17 protein-coding genes are annotated in these 20,128 nt (G+C 68.0%); 7 read left to right on the top strand and 10 right to left on the bottom strand.

Features of this window, described 5'->3' with window-relative positions; translation table 11 throughout:
* Positions 1 to 998, bottom strand: a 998-nt coding sequence (locus tag E8M83_RS19105) for an ATP-binding protein (protein WP_137174945.1), incomplete at its 3' end; no start/stop codon positions are given.
* Positions 995 to 1,717, bottom strand: coding sequence for a response regulator (locus tag E8M83_RS19110; RefSeq protein WP_137174946.1), 723 nt, complete (start codon positions 1,715 to 1,717; stop codon positions 995 to 997). The genes E8M83_RS19105 and E8M83_RS19110, both read right to left, overlap by 4 nt.
* Before the next feature lie 78 nt (positions 1,718 to 1,795).
* Here E8M83_RS19110 and E8M83_RS19115 point away from each other — a divergent pair, with 78 nt between their 5' ends.
* Entirely contained in the window at positions 1,796 to 4,900 is a 3,105-nt protein-coding gene (locus E8M83_RS19115; protein WP_137174947.1) for an efflux RND transporter permease subunit, read from the top strand.
* Here E8M83_RS19115 and E8M83_RS19120 read toward each other — a convergent pair.
* Positions 4,897 to 5,859 carry a ribonuclease Z gene (locus tag E8M83_RS19120; RefSeq protein WP_137174948.1) on the bottom strand — a complete coding sequence of 321 codons (963 nt, stop codon included), beginning with the start codon at positions 5,857 to 5,859 and terminating at the stop codon, positions 4,897 to 4,899. The genes E8M83_RS19115 and E8M83_RS19120 overlap by 4 nt on opposite strands.
* 145 nt (positions 5,860 to 6,004) lie before the next feature.
* On the opposite strand from E8M83_RS19120, the gene E8M83_RS19125 reads away from it, so the two are divergent.
* Positions 6,005 to 6,424: a hypothetical protein gene (locus E8M83_RS19125; protein ID WP_137174949.1), complete on the top strand. Its 420-nt coding sequence runs from the start codon at positions 6,005 to 6,007 to the stop codon at positions 6,422 to 6,424.
* 3 nt (positions 6,425 to 6,427) lie between these two features.
* Here the strand turns inward: E8M83_RS19125 and E8M83_RS19130 are convergent, their stop codons facing one another.
* Genes E8M83_RS19130 through E8M83_RS19140 form a run of 3 tightly spaced genes read right to left on the bottom strand, consistent with a single transcriptional unit; the run spans position 6,428 to position 8,243 of the window.
* Positions 6,428 to 7,351 (bottom strand): NAD(P)/FAD-dependent oxidoreductase, encoded by a 924-nt coding sequence (locus E8M83_RS19130; protein WP_229491660.1) that lies wholly within the window; start codon positions 7,349 to 7,351, stop codon positions 6,428 to 6,430.
* Positions 7,326 to 7,796: an Rrf2 family transcriptional regulator gene (locus tag E8M83_RS19135; RefSeq protein ID WP_137174950.1), complete on the bottom strand. Its 471-nt coding sequence runs from the start codon at positions 7,794 to 7,796 to the stop codon at positions 7,326 to 7,328. Before E8M83_RS19135 ends, E8M83_RS19130 begins: the two co-directional genes overlap by 26 nt.
* A 42-nt stretch (positions 7,797 to 7,838) precedes the next feature.
* Positions 7,839 to 8,243 (bottom strand): YbaN family protein, encoded by a 405-nt coding sequence (locus E8M83_RS19140; protein ID WP_137174951.1) that lies wholly within the window; start codon positions 8,241 to 8,243, stop codon positions 7,839 to 7,841.
* A 259-nt stretch (positions 8,244 to 8,502) separates the two neighbouring features.
* Here E8M83_RS19140 and E8M83_RS19145 point away from each other — a divergent pair, with 259 nt between their 5' ends.
* Complete coding sequence (locus tag E8M83_RS19145) at positions 8,503 to 10,419, top strand: diguanylate cyclase domain-containing protein (protein ID WP_137174952.1); 1,917 nt, start codon at positions 8,503 to 8,505, stop codon at positions 10,417 to 10,419.
* Between the two features lie 506 nt (positions 10,420 to 10,925).
* On the opposite strand, the gene E8M83_RS19150 is transcribed toward E8M83_RS19145, so the two are convergent.
* Positions 10,926 to 13,280, bottom strand: coding sequence for a CHASE domain-containing protein (locus tag E8M83_RS19150; protein ID WP_137174953.1), 2,355 nt, complete (start codon positions 13,278 to 13,280; stop codon positions 10,926 to 10,928).
* A gap of 138 nt (positions 13,281 to 13,418) precedes the next feature.
* On the opposite strand from E8M83_RS19150, the gene E8M83_RS19155 reads away from it, so the two are divergent.
* From E8M83_RS19155 to E8M83_RS19170, 4 genes are all read left to right on the top strand, one after another.
* A complete protein-coding gene (locus tag E8M83_RS19155; RefSeq protein ID WP_137174954.1) occupies positions 13,419 to 13,862 on the top strand; it encodes a hypothetical protein in 444 nt (147 codons plus the stop codon).
* A 65-nt stretch (positions 13,863 to 13,927) separates the two neighbouring features.
* A complete protein-coding gene (locus E8M83_RS19160; RefSeq protein ID WP_170976863.1) occupies positions 13,928 to 14,548 on the top strand; it encodes an LON peptidase substrate-binding domain-containing protein in 621 nt (206 codons plus the stop codon).
* A 20-nt stretch (positions 14,549 to 14,568) separates the two neighbouring features.
* Positions 14,569 to 15,336 carry a hypothetical protein gene (locus E8M83_RS19165; RefSeq protein ID WP_137174955.1) on the top strand — a complete coding sequence of 256 codons (768 nt, stop codon included), beginning with the start codon at positions 14,569 to 14,571 and terminating at the stop codon, positions 15,334 to 15,336.
* A gap of 290 nt (positions 15,337 to 15,626) precedes the next feature.
* Entirely contained in the window at positions 15,627 to 17,210 is a 1,584-nt protein-coding gene (locus E8M83_RS19170; RefSeq protein WP_137174956.1) for a DEAD/DEAH box helicase, read from the top strand.
* A gap of 46 nt (positions 17,211 to 17,256) precedes the next feature.
* On the opposite strand, the gene E8M83_RS19175 is transcribed toward E8M83_RS19170, so the two are convergent.
* The 3 genes from E8M83_RS19175 to E8M83_RS19185 are packed head-to-tail and all read right to left on the bottom strand — an operon-like array spanning position 17,257 to position 20,122.
* A complete protein-coding gene (locus E8M83_RS19175) occupies positions 17,257 to 18,603 on the bottom strand; it encodes a HAMP domain-containing sensor histidine kinase (protein ID WP_229491662.1) in 1,347 nt (448 codons plus the stop codon).
* Positions 18,590 to 19,276, bottom strand: coding sequence for a response regulator transcription factor (locus tag E8M83_RS19180; RefSeq protein WP_137174958.1), 687 nt, complete (start codon positions 19,274 to 19,276; stop codon positions 18,590 to 18,592). The genes E8M83_RS19175 and E8M83_RS19180 overlap by 14 nt, the downstream gene beginning before the upstream one ends.
* 18 nt (positions 19,277 to 19,294) lie before the next feature.
* Complete coding sequence (locus tag E8M83_RS19185; RefSeq protein ID WP_137174959.1) at positions 19,295 to 20,122, bottom strand: MipA/OmpV family protein; 828 nt, start codon at positions 20,120 to 20,122, stop codon at positions 19,295 to 19,297.
* Positions 20,123 to 20,128: the final 6 nt, after the last annotated feature.

Consider the following 20,128-nt stretch of genomic DNA (forward strand, 5'->3'; position numbering starts at 1 on the left):
CCCCCATGCGCCAGCGCGATCGCCCTGACCACCGCCAATCCCAGCCCGCTGCCCGACCCACCCTGCAGGCGCGCCGCATCGCCGCGCTGGAAGGCGTCGAACAGCTTCGACGCGAACGCCTGGTCGATCCCCGGCCCGCCGTCGGTGACGGTGAGCCGGCATTCGCCGCCGCTGCATGCAAGCCCGATCTCCAGCCACCCCGGCGCCGCATGGCAGCGCGCGTTCTCCAATAGCGCCAGCAAGGCCTGGCGCATGCGCGCCGGATCGCACTCCACCAGGGCATCGTCCAGCCGCAGCTCGGGCAACAGGCCCTTGGCGCGCAGGTCCGGTTCGCTCAAGGCCAGCACGTCGCGGATCCCGGCCGCCAGGTCGCAGCGTTCGACCTGCAAGGTCAGGTGGCCGCTGTCGGCCAGGCCCACCACCCGCAAATCCTCGATCAGCCGTCCCAGGTTCTCGACTTGCGCCAGCAGGTTGCGAAACAGCGGCTCGCTCGGCGTGAACACGCCTTCTGCCAGGCCCTGGATGCGGCCGCGCAGGATGGTGATCGGGGTGCGCAGCTCGTGGGCGATGGCGGCGTTCCAGAACACCTGTTCCTTCGCCATGCGTTCGAGCCGCTCGGCCATCACGTTGAAATCCTCGACCAGCAGCGAGGCCTCGCCCAGCGAGCGGTCGTCGCTGCTGGCGCGCGCCGCCAGGTCGCCGTTCGATACCCGGCGCAGGCTGCTGGCAACCGAGGTCAAGGGCGCCAGGATGCGGCGCGACAGCTTGGCGGCGGCGAATACCGCGAGCAGCACCGCGCTCAGCGTCGACAGCACGATCCAGCCCCATTCCGGCACCGACGGCATCCACGCGCCGGCCGGCGCCAGGTGGGCGGGGGCGTAGGCGAACATCACGAAATAGAACACGTAGGAGCCGACCGTGATCGCGACCACCACGCTCAGCACCAGCAGCGTCATGGTCAGCACGATCTGGCGGCTCAGGCCATGGACCGGTTTCATGCCTTGCCGCCGAACTTGTAGCCGACGCCGCGGATCCCGCGGGGCACGTCGTCGATGCCGGCTTCTTCGAGCTTGCGCCGCAATTTGCTGACGTGGCTGTCGACGGTGCGTTCCAGCGTATCGCCTTCCGGCAGGCAGTGGGCGAGCAGGTCGGTGCGGCTGAACACCTGGCGCGGCGAGCGGGCCAGATAGGCCAGCAGCTTGAACTCGGTCAGGGTCAGGTTCAGGAGCGTCCCCGGCGCATGGGCCAGCGCGACCTCGTGCTTGCCGGGATCGATGACGAGGTCGTCGACGCGGATCACGGCGGCCATGCCGGCTGGCGCCTGGGCCAGCGTGCGGCGCAGCACCGCCTGGGCGCGTGCCACCACCTCGGCCGGGTTGAAGGGCTTGACCACGTAGTCGTCGGCGCCGATGCGCAGGCCGGTCAGCTTGTCGACGTCCTGGTCCATCGCGGTCACCATGATCACCGGCGTGCCGCCGCGGCGGCGGAGCTCGGACAGCACCATCCAGCCGTCCAGGCCCGGCATCTGCACGTCGAGCAGCACCAGGTCGGGCCGCGCCGACAGATGCAGCGCGAGCGCCTGGCGGCCGTCCTGGGCGCGCAGGGTGCGAAAGCCGCCGCGCGAGAAATAGGCGGCCAGGATGAGCGCGATCTCGTCGTCGTCCTCGGCGATCAGCACCAGGGCCTGCCCGGCGCCGGCTTGCGCAGTCGTCTCCATCCAATCTCCATACAAGGGCAACCCAATGCCAACGTGCGCACCGCACAATCGCGGTTTGCCCGACCCGCTACTCTACCCATGCCCCAGTTTTTCATCAACCGCCCTGTCTTCGCCTGGGTGATCGCCCTGTTCATCGTGCTGCTGGGCGTGATCGCCATCCCGCAACTGCCGGTGGAACGCTATCCGACGGTGGCGCCGCCCACGGTCTCCATCACCGCCGTCTACCCGGGCGCCACGCCGCAGACCATGAACGACGCCGTGGTGGGGCTGATCGAACGCGAGCTTTCGAGCGTCAAGAACCTGCTGTACTTCGAATCGTCGACCGACACCACCGGCACCGCCCAGATCACGGCCACCTTCCGGCCCGGCGTCGATCCGGACATGGCCCAGGTCGACGTGCAGAACCGCATCAAGGCGGTCGAGCCGCGCCTGCCGCAGACGGTGCGCCAGAACGGCCTGATCGTGGAGTCGACGATCTCGAACTTCCTGATGTTCATTGCGCTGACGTCGGAAACCGGCGCTTTTGACGAGACCGACCTGGGCGACTATATGGCGCGCAACGTGGTCGAGGAGCTGCGCCGGGTCGAGGGCGTGGGCAAGGTGCAGCTGTTCGGCGCCGAGAAGGCGATGCGGATCTGGGTCGATCCGGCCAGGCTGGTGTCCTATGAGCTGTCCATGACCGACGTCACGGCCGCCATCGCGCGCCAGAATGCCCAAATCGCGCCGGGCCGCGTGGGCGACGCGCCGGCGCCGGCCGGGCAGCAGATCACGGTGCCGCTCACCGTCGAGGGCCAGCTGTCCACGCCGGAGCAGTTCCGCGCCATCGTGCTGCGCGCCAACCCGGATGGCTCGACCCTGCTGCTGCAGGACGTGGCGCGCATCGAGCTCGGTTCGCAGAGCTATGGTTTCAGCACCCGCGAGAACGGCCACGTCGCCACCGCCGCCGGGGTCCAGATGGCGCCCGGCGCGAATGCCGTGGCGACCGCCGCCGGCGTGCGCGAGCGCCTGGCCGAGCTGGGCAAGGCGATGCCGGCCGGGATGAAGGTCAGCGTGCCCTTCGATACCGCGCCTTTCGTGCAGATCTCGATCGAGAAAGTGGTGATGACCCTGCTCGAGGCCATGGTGCTGGTATTCCTGGTGATGTACCTGTTCTTGCAGAACGTGCGCTATACCCTGATCCCGGCGCTGGTGGCGCCGATCGCGTTGCTGGGCACCTTCACGGTGATGATGATGGCCGGTTTCTCGGTCAATGTGCTGACCATGTTCGGCATGGTGCTGGCGATCGGCATCATCGTCGACGATGCGATCGTGGTGGTCGAGAACGTCGAGCGCCTGATGGCGACCGAGGGCCTGTCGCCGAAAGAAGCGACGCAAAAGGCGATGCGCGAGATCACCGGCGCCGTGGTCGGCATCACCCTGGTGCTGACCGCGGTGTTCATCCCGATGGCCTTCGCCAGCGGCTCGGTGGGCGTGATCTACCGCCAGTTCTCGCTGTCGATGGCGGTGTCGATTTTGTTCTCGGCCTTCCTGGCGCTGTCGTTCACGCCGGCCCTGTGCGCCACGCTGCTCAAGCCGATCGAGGACGGGCATCACGAAAAGAAGGGGTTCTTCGGCTGGTTCAACCGCGGCTTCGAGCGCCTTACGGGGAGGTATACCTCCACCACCAGGGTGCTGGCCAGGCGCGCCGGGCGCATGATGCTGGCCTGGCTGGCGATCGGCCTGGCGCTGGCCTTTGCGTTTCGCGGCCTGCCGTCGGCCTTCCTGCCCGAAGAAGACCAGGGTTATTTCATGACCTCGTTCCAGCTGCCGGGCGACGCTACCGTCGAACGCACACTCGAGGTGGTCAAGGCCTACGAGGAGCACGTGGCCTCGCGCCCCGGCCTGGGCGACAACGAATCGATCCTGGGCTTTGGCTTCTCGGGCTCGGGCCCCAACGCGGCCCTGGCCTTCACCATGCTCAAGGACTGGGACCAGCGCGACGGCGCCACCGCCCAGGGCGAGGTCGCCGCGGCGCAAGAGGCGATGAACGCCAGCCGCGAAGGCATGATCATGAGCCTGATGCCGCCGGCGATCGACGGCCTGGGCAACTCGTCCGGCTTCGCGCTGCGTTTGCAGGACCGTAGTAACCAGGGCCAGGCGGCGCTGCTGGCGGCCCAGGACAAGCTGCTCGCGCTGGCCGCGCAAAGCCCGGTGGTGGCCGGCGTCTATCCCGAAGGGCTGCCGCCGGGCGTGAGCGTGCGCCTGGACATCGACCGCGCCAAGGCGCAGGTACTGGGCGTGGGCTTCGCCGACATCAGCGACACCTTGTCGGCGGCCATGGGCTCGGTGTACGTGAACGATTTCCCGAACGCCGGCCGCATGCAGCAGGTGATCGTGCAGGCCGAAGCCAGCGCCCGCATGCAGGTCGACGACGTGCTCAAGCTGAATGTGCGCAATGCGAACGGCGGCATGGTGCCCTTGGCCGAGGTGGTCAAACCGGTGTGGACCGAGGCGCCGCCGCAGCTGATCCGCTACCTGGGTTATCCGAGCGTGCGTATATCCGGCGCCGCGGCGCCGGGCGCGTCGAGCGGCGAGGCGATGGCAGAGATGGAGCGCCTGGCGGGCCAGCTCGGCCCCGGCTTCGCAGTCGAATGGACCGGGCAATCGCTGCAGGAGCGCGAGACGGCGGCCCAGGCGCCGCTATTGATGGCATTGTCGATGCTGGTGGTGTTCCTGGTGCTGGCCGCGCTGTACGAGAGCTGGTCGATTCCATTCTCGGTGATGCTGGTGGTGCCGCTGGGCCTGATCGGCGCGGTGGCGGCGGTGATGCTGCGCGGCCTGCCCAACGATGTGTTCTTCAAGGTAGGCATGATCACGGTGATCGGCCTGTCGGCCAAGAATGCGATCCTGATCGTCGAATTCGCCAAGCAGCTGCACGATGAAGGAAAGGGCCTGCTGGAGTCGGCCGTGGAAGCGGCGCGCCTGCGCCTGCGGCCGATCCTCATGACGTCGCTGGCTTTCGCGCTGGGCGTGGTGCCGCTGATGATCGCGTCCGGCGCCAGCGCCGAGACCCAGCATGCGATCGGCACCGGCGTGTTCGGCGGCATGGTGGCGGCCACGGTGCTGGCGGTGCTGTTCGTGCCGGCCTTCTTCGTGTTCGTGATCGGGCTGCAGGAGCGGATTGCGCGCTGGCGCAAGCGCTAGTCTACGGCCAGCCGCAGCGCGCCGGTCCGGTCCAGCACATAGCGATCGAGGTCGCGCGCCAGCAGCAGCTGGCCGCCGTACCGGGCGCGCGCTTCGTCCTCGAGCAGCGACAGCGGCAGCGGCCCGCCGTCTTGATAGCGTGGGCTGAAATGGGTCAGCACCAGGTTGCGCACGCCGGCCGTTTCGGCGAAATGCGCCACCCGCATGGCCGAGCTGTGCTGCGGGCCGGGGCCGATCTTCTGCAGCACTTCTTCGGTATAGGTCGCCTCGTGCACCAGCACGTCGGCGCCATGCGCACTGGCCGCCAGCAGCGCGGGGCTGTCGTTGTCGCCGGCCACCACGATGCGGCGCGCGCGGCGCGGCGGCAGCAGGTAGTCGTGGGCGGCGATTTGGCGGCCATCCGGCAGCACCACGTCGCGGCCCTGCTGGATCTCGCCCCACAGTGCAGACGAGGGGACCTCATCCGAGCGCAGCTTGTCGGTATCGAGCCGGCGTTCGATCGCGGCCTCGGTAAAACCATAGGCCCAGGACGGGATACGGTGCGACAGCGCGGTGGCGTCGACGGTAAATTCAGGCAGCAGCGGGCCATGCGCCAGCTCGTCCGGCGTGAGCCAGGCGAGCGGGAAGGGCAGGTTCAATTCGCTGGCCTGCATGATGGATTCGATCATGGTGCGCAGCGGCGGCGGGCCGACGATAGCCAGGGGTTCGCTGCGGCCCAGCATGCCGGCGCTGGCCAGGAGGCCCGGCAGGCCGTAGCAGTGGTCGCCATGCATATGGGTGATGCACACGGCGCGCAGGCTCATCACCGACAGCGGGGTGCGCAGGATGCGGTGCTGCGTGCCTTCGGCGCAATCGACCAGCACCCAGGAGCGCGCGCCGCGCAGGCGCAGCGCCAGGCCGGACATATTGCGTTGCCGGGTCGGCGTGCCGGACGACGTGCCGAGGAAGATGAGTTCCATGACTGCTTCTCGTGGGATGACGGCCTCCATTATCCGGCAACACGGTCCTGGCCGGCGCGCAGCCAGAACTCGGGATGCAGCGCGCTGTCATACGAATCGGGAACGCCGCCAATGGGCGGCCATGCCCGTTCTAAGGGAGAACGATATGCGCAAGAACTTGATTGCCGCCGCGTCCGCGGCGGGTGTGCTTGCAATGCTGGGTGCGGCGCCGGCCGGCTTGGCCGCGCAGGAGCTGCAAGAGGTGCAGGTGCCGGTGGCCGGCATCAGCTGTTCGCGCATCGGGCCGCCGCCGCAGCGGGTGACGCCCAGCGCCGAAGTGATCGACTCGATCGACGGCGCCTACCGGCTGTCGAACGGCCAGAAGCTCGAGCTCGACAGCATCGACCAGCAGGTGGTGGCCGACTTTGGCCGCCGGCACCAGGTGCCGCTGGTGGCGACCGGCCCCGAGCGCTTCGAGTCGCGCGACGGCCTGGTCTGGGTGCGCTATGAGGCCGACGAGCGCACCGAACGGATCGTGGTCAGCTATCCGGCCGACCAGCAGGGGCGCTACGTCGACGCCTGCTGAGCTTTAATGCTGGGCAGGGGAAAGGCCGAACAGCAGCGAGCGGTGCGCGCCCACGCCGGCCATCGCGCCGTCCGCCACGGCCAGCGCCACCGAGCTGGCGGCGCGCATGGCGTCGCCGCCGGCGAACACCCCCGGCACCGAGGTCTGGCGGCCTTCGTCGGTGCGGATGTACCGGCCCAGCGGCCCGTCCTCGAAGGCGCAACCGAGTCTTTCCGCGATCGGGCTCGCCATGTGCAGGCGGCCGAAAGTGAACAGGCCGGCCATCGCTTCCTGCCGGCCGTCGGCCAGCACCACGGTGGCATGGCCGGCCAGGCGCGCGACCGGCGTCTCGTCGAGCGTCACGCCGCGCTGCGCCAGGTCGGCCCGTTGCGCCGCATCCAGCGGGCACACGCCATTCGTGAACAGGGTCACCTGGCCCCAGTGCGGCAGCATCTGCGCCTGGTGCACCGACAGCGGACCGCTGGCCAGCACGCCGATCCGGCCTTCGTCCAGTTCATAGCCATGGCAGTAGGGGCAGTGGAACACGCTCTTGCCCCAGCGCTCGGCCAGGCCGTCGATCGGCGGCAGCTCGTCGCGTACGCCGGTGGCCAGCACCAGGCGCTGGCCGCGCACGCTGCCCGCGCCATCGAGGTCGACCACGAAGCCGTCGGCGTCGAACCGGGCGTCGAGCGCCAGAGCGTCGTGCCAGGCCACGTTCGGGTAGGCGGCGACGTTGGCGCGGCCCTCGGCCGCGATGGCCGCTGCCGGCTGGCCGTCGCGGGTCAGGAAGCCGTGGGAATCGCTGGCAAAGCGGTTGCGGCGCTGGCCGGCGTCGACCACCAGCACCTTGCGGCGCGCCCGCGCCAGTTGCAGGGCGGCCGACAGGCCGGCATAGCTGCCGCCGATGACGACGGCGTCGAATTCATTCATGGTCATTGGTGTGTTCATGTTCGGGCCTCCGGTGCGGATGGTTGTCGTAGTTGCGGTTGAACTCGCGCGACAGGTCGGCCAGCGTCACTTCGCCGAGGCGTTTCACCAGCAGCGCCTCGGCTTCCTGGAAGGCGTCTTCCAGCGAGGCATTGACCACCTGTTCGACCAGGCAGGCGCTGTGCTCGTTGCGGTTGCCCATCGCGAACACGGTAGGGGCGCCGACCGCGTCGTAGACATCGCGCAGGGTGACCTGGGCCAGGTCGCAGGTGATCGCCCAGCCGCCGCCGTGGCCGCGCTCCGAGCTGATGTAGCCGCGCTCGCGCAGGCCGGCCAGCACGCGCCGCACCAGTACCGGGTTGGTGCCGAGCATGCCGGCCATCTGCTCCGAGGTCATCGGGCGCTCGCTGTGGGCCAGGTGTAGCAGCACGTGGAGGACGGAAGAGAGTTTGCTGTCGCGTTTCATGTAACTAATGATAGTACAAAAACGGCGACGGCGTGATGTTGCCTATCTTTCGGTCCGCGGCTCCTCGACCGGTTCGGACCTGGGCGGCAGTTTCAGGGTCGGCAGGTACCACCACATATAGGTGCTGACGCAGGCGCCGATGACGACCATCATGATCAGGATCGCGACGCTGTCGAAATGCCGGGTCGACCAGGCCATCGAGCCCCACAGCATCACGGTGGCGACGATCTTGCCTTTCAGGGGAATGCCGTGCCCGGCCTCGAAATTGGCGAGGTATTTGCCGAACACGGAATGCCCCAGCAGCCAGCGATGCAGGCGCTCGGAACCGCGCGCGAAGCAGGCCGACGCCAGCAGCAGGAAGGGCGTGGTCGGCAGCAGCGGCAGGAAGATGCCGAGGATGCCCAGCAGGACGGCCAGTACTCCGGCCACGTTATAGAACAGTTTCATGCCGCCACTCTAGCATCCGGCGCCTGCGCGCAGCCACAACGCCCACATTGCCAATCCGGTTATGCAAAAAGGAAACAGATTGGCATATCAATATGCAACTTTAAGTTCCATTTTGCAACTTCATGTCGCGAACTCGGTATAATGGCCGGCTCGACGACGGGCGCGTCTGTTCGGCAGCAGCAGGAATCGTATCAACGCCCGGCCATCCTTTCTGCCTGCTGTCCGATTGTCGCCTGGCGCGTGCCGGTCATCGTCTTTCATGCCTTATTCCACTTCGTCCAATCCCTTCGTGGCCAGGTTCGGCGGCTATTTCCGCCGGCGCGTGCTGCGCCAGCTCGCGCTCTATCTCGCGCTGATGCTGGCGGTCGTCTGGGGCGGGGTGGCGCTGGAACAGGCGCGTTTTTCGACGCTCGCCGAGAGCGGCGGCAAGGCCAATGTGCAGAACCTGTCGCGCGCCTTCTCGGAAGAGGTCAAGGCGACCGTTGCCCTGGTCGACCTGTCGCTGATCCAGCTGCGCGGCACCTGGCAGCGCGACCCGGCCGACTTTCCCCATAGCGTGGCCGAGCACGTGCGCCACTTGCGGGTGCCGATGCACATCACCGTCACCGACGCCGGCGGCAGCCTGCTGTACAGCGACGCCGCGGCTGGCGCCACGCCGGCGCCGCAAGGGCTGGCGCTGGGCGACCTGCGCCAGTTCGCCGTCTACCGCGAGCAAGGCGGCGACCGCCTCTACGTGAGCCGTTCCGAGCGCAGCCGCATCTCGCGGCAATGGATGGTCCAGTTCACGCGTCCAATCCGCACGCCCGCTGGCCGCCTGGCGGGCGTGATCGCGGTGTCGATCCCGCCGGAGTACTTCCTGCGCTTCTACGACAGCATCGACCTCGGCCCCGACGCCACGGTCAGCCTGCTGCGCCTGGACGCCACCGTGATCGCGCGCAGTTCGCGCGCGGACGGCAACCGCCACATGGGCGCGACGATACCCGACGCGCCGCAGACCCGCGACGCCAGCACCAGCGGCGCCTTCCGCCGCAGCAGCCACCTGGACGGCATCGAGCGCTTCTATGCGTGGCACAAGCTGCCCGAGTACGGCCTGGTGGTCACGGTCGGCCAGGCGGTGCGCGACGCCGAGGCGCGCTTTGCCCAGCAGCGCGAGGTGATGCGCAGCGCGGGCCTGGTCGTGTCGCTGGGACTGGCGCTATTGGGCTGGGCGGCGATCGGCGCGGCCGACCGCCGCCGGCACGCGCTCAAGGCGCTGGCCGCGGCCGAGGCGCGCTGGAAGATGGCCCTGAACGCCGCCGGCGACGGGGTCTGGGACAGCGACGTGAGCACCGGCCTGGTCACCCTGTCGCCGAACGCCCAGCGGATCCTCGACAGCGAGCATCCGGTCGTGTCCTGGTTCGGCAACGACAGCCTGGCCGGCCTGGTGCATCCGGACGAATTGCCGGCGGTGCGCGCTGCCCTGCGCGCCCACATCGACGGCTTCAGCGCCGACTATGCGATGGAGCACCGGCTGCGCACGCGCGACGGCGCCTGGCGCTGGATCGAGGCGCGCGGCACGGTCACCGAATGGGGCGAGCGCGGCGAACCGCTGCGCATGATCGGCACCTTCTCGAACATCGACGCGCGCAAGCAGGAAGAGCAGCGCATGCGGCGCATGGCGCACGAGGATGCGCTCACTGGCCTGCCGAACCGCGTGCTGCTGCACGACCGCATGCGCCAGGCGATCCTTGCCGCCGGCCGCGAAGGGCACAAGGTCGCCCTGGTCTATTTCGACCTCGATAACTTCAAGCCGGTCAACGACACCCACGGCCACGCGGTAGGCGACCGCCTGCTGCGCATGGTGGCGCAGCGGGTGCGCGCGGCGCTGCGCGAATCGGACACGCTGGCGCGGGTCGGCGGCGACGAATTCGCCGTCCTGCTGCCGCGCTGCGCCCAGCCCCAGGACGCCGAGCGGGTAGCCGCCACCATCCTGGCGCGCCTGGAGCAGCCGTTCGACGACGGCGAGCGCATCCTGCGCATCTCGGGCAGCCTGGGTTACGCGTTGTATCCCGACTGCGGCCCAGGCGACGGCGACGCCGCCGAATCCCTGCTGCACTGCGCCGACCTGGCGATGTACGACGCCAAGGCCCACGGCCGCAACCGCATCTCCGGCAGCTACCGCACCCGCATAATCTAACCCGCCCCCCCTAATCCCAATTAGGGTCAGAGTAGAATTATTGAGTAATTTCTCCGAATTCCGGAAATGAGGGTCAGAGTAGAATTAATGGCCAAGAGCTCGTGAGCAACACGCCAGAAATATATTCCCAAGAATTTCTTTTTGAAAGAAATTGCAAAACAATTCTACTCTGACCCTATTTAATTTTTTGATTAAATCTTTTTCGATTGAATATTCTATTGCGGCATTAACAACATATACTTAGGGTGAAAATTCTCTTTGTCAATTCCATGACGAATTGCAACGAATCGGCGATTTATTAATTAGGGTCAGAGTAGAATTCTTGAGTAATTTTCCTTCACGCTGAATTAATTGGTGACAGAGTCAGATGCATTGGAAATTGCTCCGTGCAGGTATTAATTGGGGTCGGAGTCGAATTAAGAGCAATTCTGAGGAATTGCTCAATAAATCTACTCTGACCCTATCAGTGCCCTATCGGTGGACCCTATCGGTGGGGAGGCGGCGTGTCAGGGGTGGGCGCCGATATCTGGTTCTACCAGCGCCGGTAGCACCGGCGCCGTGTGCCGCGGCAGGTAGATGGTGACTGTGGTGCCGGTGCCCAGCGTGCTCTCGAGCCGGATCTGGCCGCCGCTCTGGCGTACGAAGCCATGCGCCATCGACAGCCCGAGTCCCGTGCCCTTGCCCTCCGGCTTGGTCGTGAAGAAGGGTTCGAAGGCATGTTCCATTACCTCGGGCGGCATGCCGTGGCCATTGTCGGCGACCGTGATCATGACGTAGTCGCCGGGCGCCGGTTCGCCTTCGAGTTCCCCAGCGCCGGCATCGACGGTCACATTGGCCAGCCGCAGCGCGATGCGCCCGCTGCCTTCCATCGCGTCGCGCGCATTGATCACCAGGTTCAGCAGCACGTGTTCGAGCTGGTTCGGGTCGACCAGGGTCGGCCACAACTGCGCCGGAGCGGTGCGCTCGAGCACGATGTCGTCGCCGGCGGCGCGCTGCAGCAGGCTGTCGCTACGATCGAGCAGCTGGGCCACGTCGACCACGCTCGGATGCAGCGGCTGGCGGCGCGCGAAGGCGAGCAGCTGGCCGGCCAGCTTCGAGCCGCGCTCCACCGCGTCGAGCACATTGTGCAGGCGCTTGCGGCTGGGCGGGCCTTCGGCGCGCAGCATCAGCTGCACATTGGCGCTGATGATGTGCAGGATGTTGTTGAAGTCGTGCGCCACGCCGCCGGTGAGCTTGCCGACCGCCTCCAGCTTCTGGGCCCGGGCCAGGGCCTGGCGCGCCTCGATCAGCCGCTGCTGGCGCCCCAGCTCGCGCGCCTCGGCTTCGCGGCGCGGCGTGATGTCGCGCACGAACACGGTGGCGCCGGCGCCGTCGCCCTGGGGCAGCAGCGCCACCGCCAGCTCCACCGGCACCCGCCGCCCGCTAGCATGCAGCACCTCGGTCTCGGTCGGCTGGCCGGCCACAGGACCGGCGCCGCCGCGCGCGAAGGCGTCAAACGCGGTGCGGAAGGCGGCCCGCCGTTCCTCGGGCAGCAGCTGCTCGGCCGGGCGCCCGATCGCCTCAAGCGCGTCCAGCCCGAAGATATGCGCCGCCTGCGCGTTCCAGTCGGTGATGCGGCCATCGCGGTCGATGGCGACGAAGCCGTCGTAGGCGGTCTCGAGGATCACCCTGGTGCGGCGCCCGTCGGCCGCGATGCGGTCGTGCGATTCGCGCAATTCGAGCGTCATCGCCTGCGCCAGCTGCAGCGCGCGGCGGCGCGAGCCGGCCAGCAGCCACACCACCAGGCTGACCAGGGCGCCCAGCACCACCCCGGTGGCGGCCACCATCTGCGGGCGGTCGTGGTCGAGCGTCGCTTCGAGGCTGGCGCTGGAGGCCATCCTGACGGTCCAGACCCGGCCCGCGACCGCCATGCGGGTGGCGGTGGAAAAGCGTGGCGTTTCGACGCGGTCGGCGCCCGGCGAGCGGTACAGCAGGGCATCGTGCGTCATGTGGTCGCCGTCGTAGATCTCGACGTCGAGCTGGGGCGCGGCGATGCCGCCCACACCGCGCATCAGGTCCTTCATGCGAAACGGCGCGTAGATCCAGCCCGCCAGCGCCGCGCGCCGTTCCTCGATGGTCTCGACCTCCCGGCCGCCCCGGTACACCGGCAGGTACATCAGGAAACCGGCGTCGTGGCTGGCGCCGCCTTCCTGCACCAGCACCACCTTGCCGCTGAGCGCCGCCTGGCCGCTGTCGCGCGCCGCCGCCATGGCCGCGCGCCGCACCGGCTCGCTGTACATGTCGTAGCCGAAGGCGCGCAGGTTGCGTGCATTGAATGGCTCGATGTGCGAGATGGCCGTGCGCGGCTCGCCCGCATCGGCTGCGTCGGCCTGGTGGACGCGGTAGTCGGGGAAGCCGTCGGCACGCACCCGTTCTTCGTGCGCCGCGACCGTGCCGGGCTTGAGGACAGTGGCGATCGCCAGTGCCTCCAGGCCGGGGAAGGATTGGTCGAGGCGCAGCACCTGGTAGTACTCGGCGAACTCGGCCCGGCTCAGGTCGACCGAGCCGCGCAGGAAGCCGCGCGCGCCGCGCAGCACCTGCTCGTAGACCAGCAGGCGGCGCCCGATGGCGTAGCCCATGTCGCGGGTGCGGTAGTCGAAGGCTTCGTGCAGCTGCGTCTCGGCGCTGCGCTGGGCGCTCGACCAGGCGCCGAAGGTGACCAGCAGGGTCAGCGCGAACACCAGCAGCGCCATCAACAGTGGCGCGTGGCCGGCTACGGGCGCCGGCGGCAGGGCTGGGGGGCGGTTGGCGGTCTGCTGCATGTCCTTGTGCGTGGCAGCCGTGGCGGCGGGGTTGATCGGAAAGACCGGACTACGTAGCATACGCATCCTTGGATTGACAGGGCGCACGCGACTTTGCGCCTTTGTTAATAAACCTTGTCAATCGGGCACAGTGGATGCTCTTCGTCGAATGAAATATTCTAATCTGAAATATTGCACCAACAAGCGGTCGAAAGCAGGATGAGTGATTCGCTCTTGAAACGCCACTGGCCCCTGAGCATGCTGGCCGGCCTGTGCGGCCTGGCGCTGGTGCTGGCCATGCTGGCGCCATTGAAGGGCGCCAGCCAGGAACTGCTGCTGGCCTTCCCGTCCACGGCCCAGGGGCAACTGGCGCTACCGTCCGAGATCCGCCTGACGCGCGGCGTGCAGGATGTTTTGCTGCTGCGTAACGAGGGCCGCGTGCCGCTGGTGTTCGGCCCGCTCAAGATCGCGCCCGGCCGCGAAGTGCGGCTGCCGTTCGGCGAGGCCGGCGACCATACCTATGCCTGCCCGGCGGTGGTGGGCAAGGCGGTGCGGGTGAGGGTGATCGACGCGCCCGGCCCCGGCTGGGGCCGGCTTGCCTGGCGCCTGGACAACGTGCGCCAGTGGGTGCGCTACCTGCCACCGAGGGCGCCAGGCGACTGAAAAACCCCCAGGGTCGACCGCAATCGTACACCCGCGATGGCCGCGATTCTGTCATCATGGGCCCCATGTCGACGATTTCCATGCCACTGTTCCCGCTCAGTACGGTGCTGTTTCCCGACGGGGTGTTGCCGCTGCAGGTGTTCGAGGTGCGCTATCTCGACATGATCAGCCGCTGCATCCTCGAAGGCACGCCGTTCGGCGTGGTGCTGCTGACGCATGGCCACGAGGTGCGCAAGCCCGATGCCGAGCAGGAGCGGTTCGTGGCTGCCGGCACCATCGCCTCGGTCACCGAGACCACCACCGACACCCCCGGCCTGCTGCAGGTGCTGTGCCGCGGCGGCGCCCGTTTTTCGGTCGTCACCGCCGAACAGCGCGTCAACGGCCTCTGGATGGCCGAGGCGCAACTGGTCGAGGCCGACCAGGCGGTGCGCATCCCGTCCGAGCTGCAGGGCGCTTCCGACGCGCTCGACCGGGTCCTGAATTCGCTGCACGATGTGCCCCAGCACCGCTGGCCGGTGCAGCCGCCGTTCCAGCTCGACGACTGCGGCTGGGTGGCCAACCGCTGGTGCGAGCTGCTGCCGCTGCCCAACCAGCAAAAGCACCATATGCTGATGCTCGACAACCCCGTGATCCGGCTCGAATTGCTGCATGACGTGCTGGATGAACATGGCTTGATCACTTCCTAGCCACTTCCCATGGGCCCGCCATGACATTCTCGGACGATCTCCTCATCGGGTATATCAACGGCGAACTCGCCGAGCCGGCGCGCGCGGCAGTCGAAAAGGCCATGCGCGCCGATCCTGTACTGGCCGCGCGCATCGCCCACCACCGGGCCGAGCTCCAGCTCAAGGGCAATACCCGCGGCCGCATCGGCCGTATCGGCGTCTCGGCCAACGGCCACGACGGCAACGACCATGCCCGCCCCAGCGTGCCGCCCTGCGGCGCCAAGGTGGTGCAGCTCAACAGCCTGCGGCCCGGCCGCACGGTGCCACCGCCGCAGATCGCCTACAGCAACTGGTGCAAGCGCCACTGGGTGGCGGTCGGCGCCGCGCTGCTGGCGGGGGCCGGCCTGGGCGCCTTCGGGTGGCACAGCCTGGCGCCGACGCCGGGCCTGGCTACCCTCGACCACGACAATGGCGCCCTGGTGGCGCGCGGGCCGCTGGTGGCGGCGCTCGACGACCAGCTGGCAAGTCCTGGGCCTTCCGGCAGCGGCGTGCGCATCGGCGTCACCTTCGTCGCGAAAGACGGCGGCTATTGCCGCAGCTTCGTGGTCGACACCACCGCCGGCCTGGCCTGTCTGAAGGGCGGGCGCTGGACCATCCCGGTACTGGCGCAAGACGGCGCCGGCGCGGCCTGGGTCGACAACAGCCAGCCGCCGCCCGTCGTGCGCGAAGCAATCGACGCCCGCATCGCCGGCACCGTGCTCGATCCGGTGGCCGAACGCGCGGCCCAGCAGCGCGGATGGACGCGGTGAAAAAGCCACCCTGCAAACCGACAAATGCTGCAATGCGGCAGGGATCCGCTTTCTTTTGGTAAACTGTCTAAAAAATAGGCCGGCATATACATGGGTGGCGATTTCGGGTATCGTGTCACCCGCTAAAAGTGTCTCTACGTCCGCTTTATCCGGCCTGCCGGCCGGCTTGCCGCCGGGCTGTCCCGTCCGCCGGCTTATTCCCGTTCCGCCCTTTGCTGCGCGTCCATCGACCCGCGACGGGGAGAACATGCCCGATCGTAGAGCTGAACGAATGAATGCAACTAAAAAATATGTCTGATTCTCCGAGCAATAACGCGAACCCCAACGACGTCGCCGCCGTCCCGAACGCCGTGCCTGCCGCGCCAGCCGTCCCGGCCGCCGAGGCGCCCACGGTACGCTTCGCCGATTTCGGCCTGGCGCCGGAAATCCTGCGTGCGCTCACGGACCAGGGCTACGTCCATCCGACCCCGATCCAGGCCCAGGCGATTCCCGTGGTGCTGGAAGGCCGCGATGTGATGGGCGCGGCCCAGACCGGCACCGGCAAGACCGCCGGCTTCTCGCTGCCGATCCTGCAGCTCCTGATGCCGCACGCGAATGCCAGCATGTCGCCGGCGCGCCATCCGGTGCGCGCCCTGGTGCTGGTGCCGACCCGCGAGCTGGCGGTGCAGGTGGCCGACAACGTCAAGGCCTACGCCCGCCACACGCCGCTGCGCGCGACCGTGGTGTTCGGCGGCATGGACATGAAGCCGCAGACCGAGATCCTGCGCCGCGGCGTCGAGATCGTGATCGCCACCCCGGGCCGCCTGCTCGACCATATCGAGCAGAAGAACGTGAGTCTCGGCCAGGTGCAGATGCTGGTCATGGACGAAGCCGACCGCATGCTCGACATGGGCTTCCTGCCCGACCTGCAGCGCATCATCAACCTGCTGCCAAAGCAGCGCCAGAACCTGATGTTCTCGGCCACCTTCTCGCCCGAGATCAAGAAGCTGGCCAACACCTTCCTGAACAACCCGCTGACGATCGAAGTCGCGCGCAGCAACGCGACCGCCGAAAAAGTCACGCAAATCGTCTACAAGGTCGACGAAGACGCCAAGCGCGACGTGGTCGAGCACCTGATCCGCTCGCGCGACATGAAGCAGGTGATCATCTTCTCGAACACCAAGATCGGCGCCTCGCGCCTGTCGACCCACCTGGAAAAGCGCGGCGTCAAGGCCTCGGCGATCCACGGCGACAAGACCCAGCAAGAGCGTATGGCGGCACTCGACGCCTTCAAGAACGGCACGGTCGAAGTGCTGGTGGCGACCGACGTCGCCGCACGCGGCCTCGACATCTCGGACCTGCCGGCGGTGATCAACTACGACCTGCCGTACAACGCCGAAGACTACGTGCACCGCATCGGCCGCACCGGCCGCGCCGGCGCTTCGGGCGACGCGCTGTCGGTGTACTCGGACAAGGACGAGCGCCTGCTGGCCGATATCGAGAAGCTGATCAAGCAGACCATCACGCGCGGCACGCTGGAAGGCTTCGTGGCGCCGGGCAGCCGCGGGCGTGAAGCTGGGCGCGAAGGTGGCCGTGAAGGTGGTCGCGACTTCGGCGCGCGCGAAGGCGGCCGTGATGGTGGCCGCGACAGCAGCCGCGATGCGGGTGCGCGCGACGGCGCCCGCCGCGGCGACGAGCGTGGCCCGGCGCGCGCGCCGCGCTCCGGACTCGGTCCGGGCGCGCGCCGCGAAAAAATCGATCCGTGGTTCCTCAAGCCCTACGAGCCGGCCAGCAGCCCGCGCAAGGACATGGACGCGGTATCGAACGCACCGGCCAAGCCCGCCAAGCAGAAACTGGCTTTCCTGCTGGGCGGCGGACCGAAACCCCAGGCATAAGCAAGAGTGGCGCACCAGGCCGGCATGATCACCATGCCGGCTTTTTTCATGGCGCCGTGGTCAAGCAAAAGCGCAGTCCCGGCTCGGCCCTTTCCGCCGTGAGCCGCCAGCCATGGGCGCGCGCGACTTCGTGGCAGATCGACAGGCCCAGACCCGCGCCGTGGTCGCGCCGGTGCGGACCGCGCCAGAAGCGCTCGAACAGCAGCGCCAGCTGCGCCGCATCGACACCCGGCCCCTGGTCGCGCACGCACAGGGTGTCGGCCGCGATCTCCACGCTGACAATCGAGCCGGCCGGCGCGTGCTCGATCGCGTTCTCCAGCAGGTTTTTCAGTAGCGTGAACAGGGCGCCGCGGTCGGCCCGCCATGCGAGCGCATCGTCCTGCGCCGACACCGCCAGTTCCACCCGCGCCGCTTCGGCCATGCGCTGCAGGTAGCCGACCGCCTCGTCGGCGGCCTCGCGCACCCGCACGGTGCCGAAGTCGTAGTTGGTCGCTTCGCTGGCCTCGGCCAGCAGCAGCAGTTGCTGCACCTGGCGTGACATATAGGCGACGTCTTTCAACAGGGCGGCGCGGTCGTCCTCGCCATCGACGCCCAGCTCCACCTGGGCCCGGATCATCGCCAGCGGCGTCTTGAGTTCGTGCGCCGCATTGCCCAGGAATTCCTGCTGCACCCGATAGGCCTGCTCCAGTCGCTCGAGGACGCGGTTGAAGCTGCCGACCAGCGGCGCGATCTCGGTCGGCACCGCATCGGTGCGCAGGCGCGCATGCATCGAATACAGCGAGATCCCGGCCGCCGAGGTCGATACGTCCTGCAGCGGCCGCAGCGTGTAGCGCAGGGTGATCCAGGTGCACAGGCCGAAGGCGACCAGCAGCACCAGCGTAAACAGGGCGATGCCGGAACCCACCAGCGGCATCGCCACCCGGTGCAGCAGGGACATCATGCGATTGCTCACGCCCACCTGCAGGTACCAGGTCTTGCCATTGGCGGCGACGGGTTCGGTGGCGGCGAAGAACATCACGCCATCGCGTTCGAAATCGAAGCGTTCGGGGCCTGCCCCGCGTGGCAGAAGACCGTCAGGCCAGAAGCGCGCTCCGGCGTCGGACAGCAGCGCCACATTGCCGGCCCGGTCGACGACCCGGTAGGCGATCTCGCGTCCCAGGCTGTCGAAGGCCCACCTGATCGCCGGATGGTCGTCGGTCTCGATGTGCGGCTTGCCGCCGCGGTCGAAATACACCTTGGTCGCGAGGTCTCGCGCCATGTCGGACAGGTCCATCCGGGCCAGCACGTTGCTTCGCATCGCCAGCCCGACGACGAGCACGATCAGCACCACGCTGAGCAGGGTGCCGGCGATGAAGGCCATGATGACCTTGAGGCGGATGCTATTGAGCTGCATCGTCTTCGCGCAGGGCATACCCCACGCCCCTCAGGTTGACGATGCGCTGGCGCGAGCCGATCGCCGCCAGCTTGCGGCGCAGGCGGTGCAGGGCGACGTCGAGCGCGTTCGGGGTGACCGCCTCGTTCAGGCCCCAGGCCGCCGCTTCCAGCGCGCCGCGGCGCACCGTGGTCTCGTGCTTGCGCAGCAGGAGCAGCATGATCTGCATCTCGGCCGGGGCCAGCGTGATGCGCTCTTCGCCGCAGCACAGCAGGTCGCCCTCGGGCAGCAGCGCCAGGTCGCCGTGGGCGTGCTCGATTGGCCGGAACTGAACCGGCCGGCGCAGCAGGGCGCGCACCCGCGCCACCATCTCGTCCATGGCGAAGGGCTTGGCGAGATAGTCGTCGGCGCCCGCCTCGAGGCCCTGGACGCGGTCGTGCAGGGCTTCGCGCGCCGTCAGCACCAGGCAGGGGATGCCCAGGCCGGCCGCGCGCATCCTGGCCAGGAGCGCCAGCCCGTCGCCATCGGGCAGGCCACGATCGAGGATCACGGCCTGGTAGGGCAGTTGCTGCAGCGAGGCCCAGGCGCCGTCGATGCGGGTGGCGACGTCGGCGGCGATGCCGGCCGCCGCCAGGCCCTTGCAGACCAGCTGGGCCAGGCGTTCGTGGTCTTCGATCAGGAGGACGCGGCTCATCGTGTGTTCATCCCGGGTTCACTTGAAGCGGTACAGATAGCCGACGAACACCCGGTTCTCGGTCGAGCGGTCGACCAGCGGGCTGTCCTTGATCTCTTTCGCCAGGCGCGACACCTCGAAGTCGACGAACATCGAATGGCGCTGGTCGAACATATAGATGCCGCGGATGCCCACCTCGGCGTTCACCCCCGATTCGCCCTGGTAGGCGGCGCGGCCGGCGCGCGCCTCGTCGGCGCGCACGCCATAGTAATAGTCGACGTATTTCTTGTCGTTCCAGCTCGCAGTCACGCGCGGCGTGATCATCATGCGCTCGCCGATATGCCATGTCTTCTCCACGCCGAGATTGAAGCGCTTGCCCTTGCTGTTGCCCGAGGCATCGCCCAGCGCTTCGGCGCTGAGGTCGACCCAGTCGGTTTTCCATTCGATTCTAGCACCGGCCCAGAAGCCGCCTTTCCGCTCGCGCATGCCGGCCAGGATCGGCGTGTCCTCGATGTCGTCGTCGTCGTAGCCGCTGCCGTCATAACGGGCGATCAGGTCGAAGTTCAGGCTTTGCTTCGGCGCCACGTCGAGGCTGAGCAGCTTGAAGCCCACCTGCGGGCCGGCGATCGAGACCCAGCGGTTCTCGTACTGGAAGAAGGGCAGGGCCATATTGTCGCGGTCGATGTCGGTATAGGCCCGGTCGCGCGAGATGGCGCCGACGCCCAGCGCCCAGGACGAAGACTGAGCGCCGTTGCCGGGCTGGGCCAGGGCGGGCAAGGAATACAGCATGGCGGCGGCGATGACGGGGATGTGGGCCAGGCTGGCGGCGCGTGACAGGAAGTGGGAAGTAAAGCGTGGAGCAGGCATGGGGAA

Origin of the sequence: Massilia sp. HP4, assembly GCF_005222695.1 — a bacterium.
In the GTDB taxonomy this organism is placed as follows: domain Bacteria; phylum Pseudomonadota; class Gammaproteobacteria; order Burkholderiales; family Burkholderiaceae_D; genus Telluria.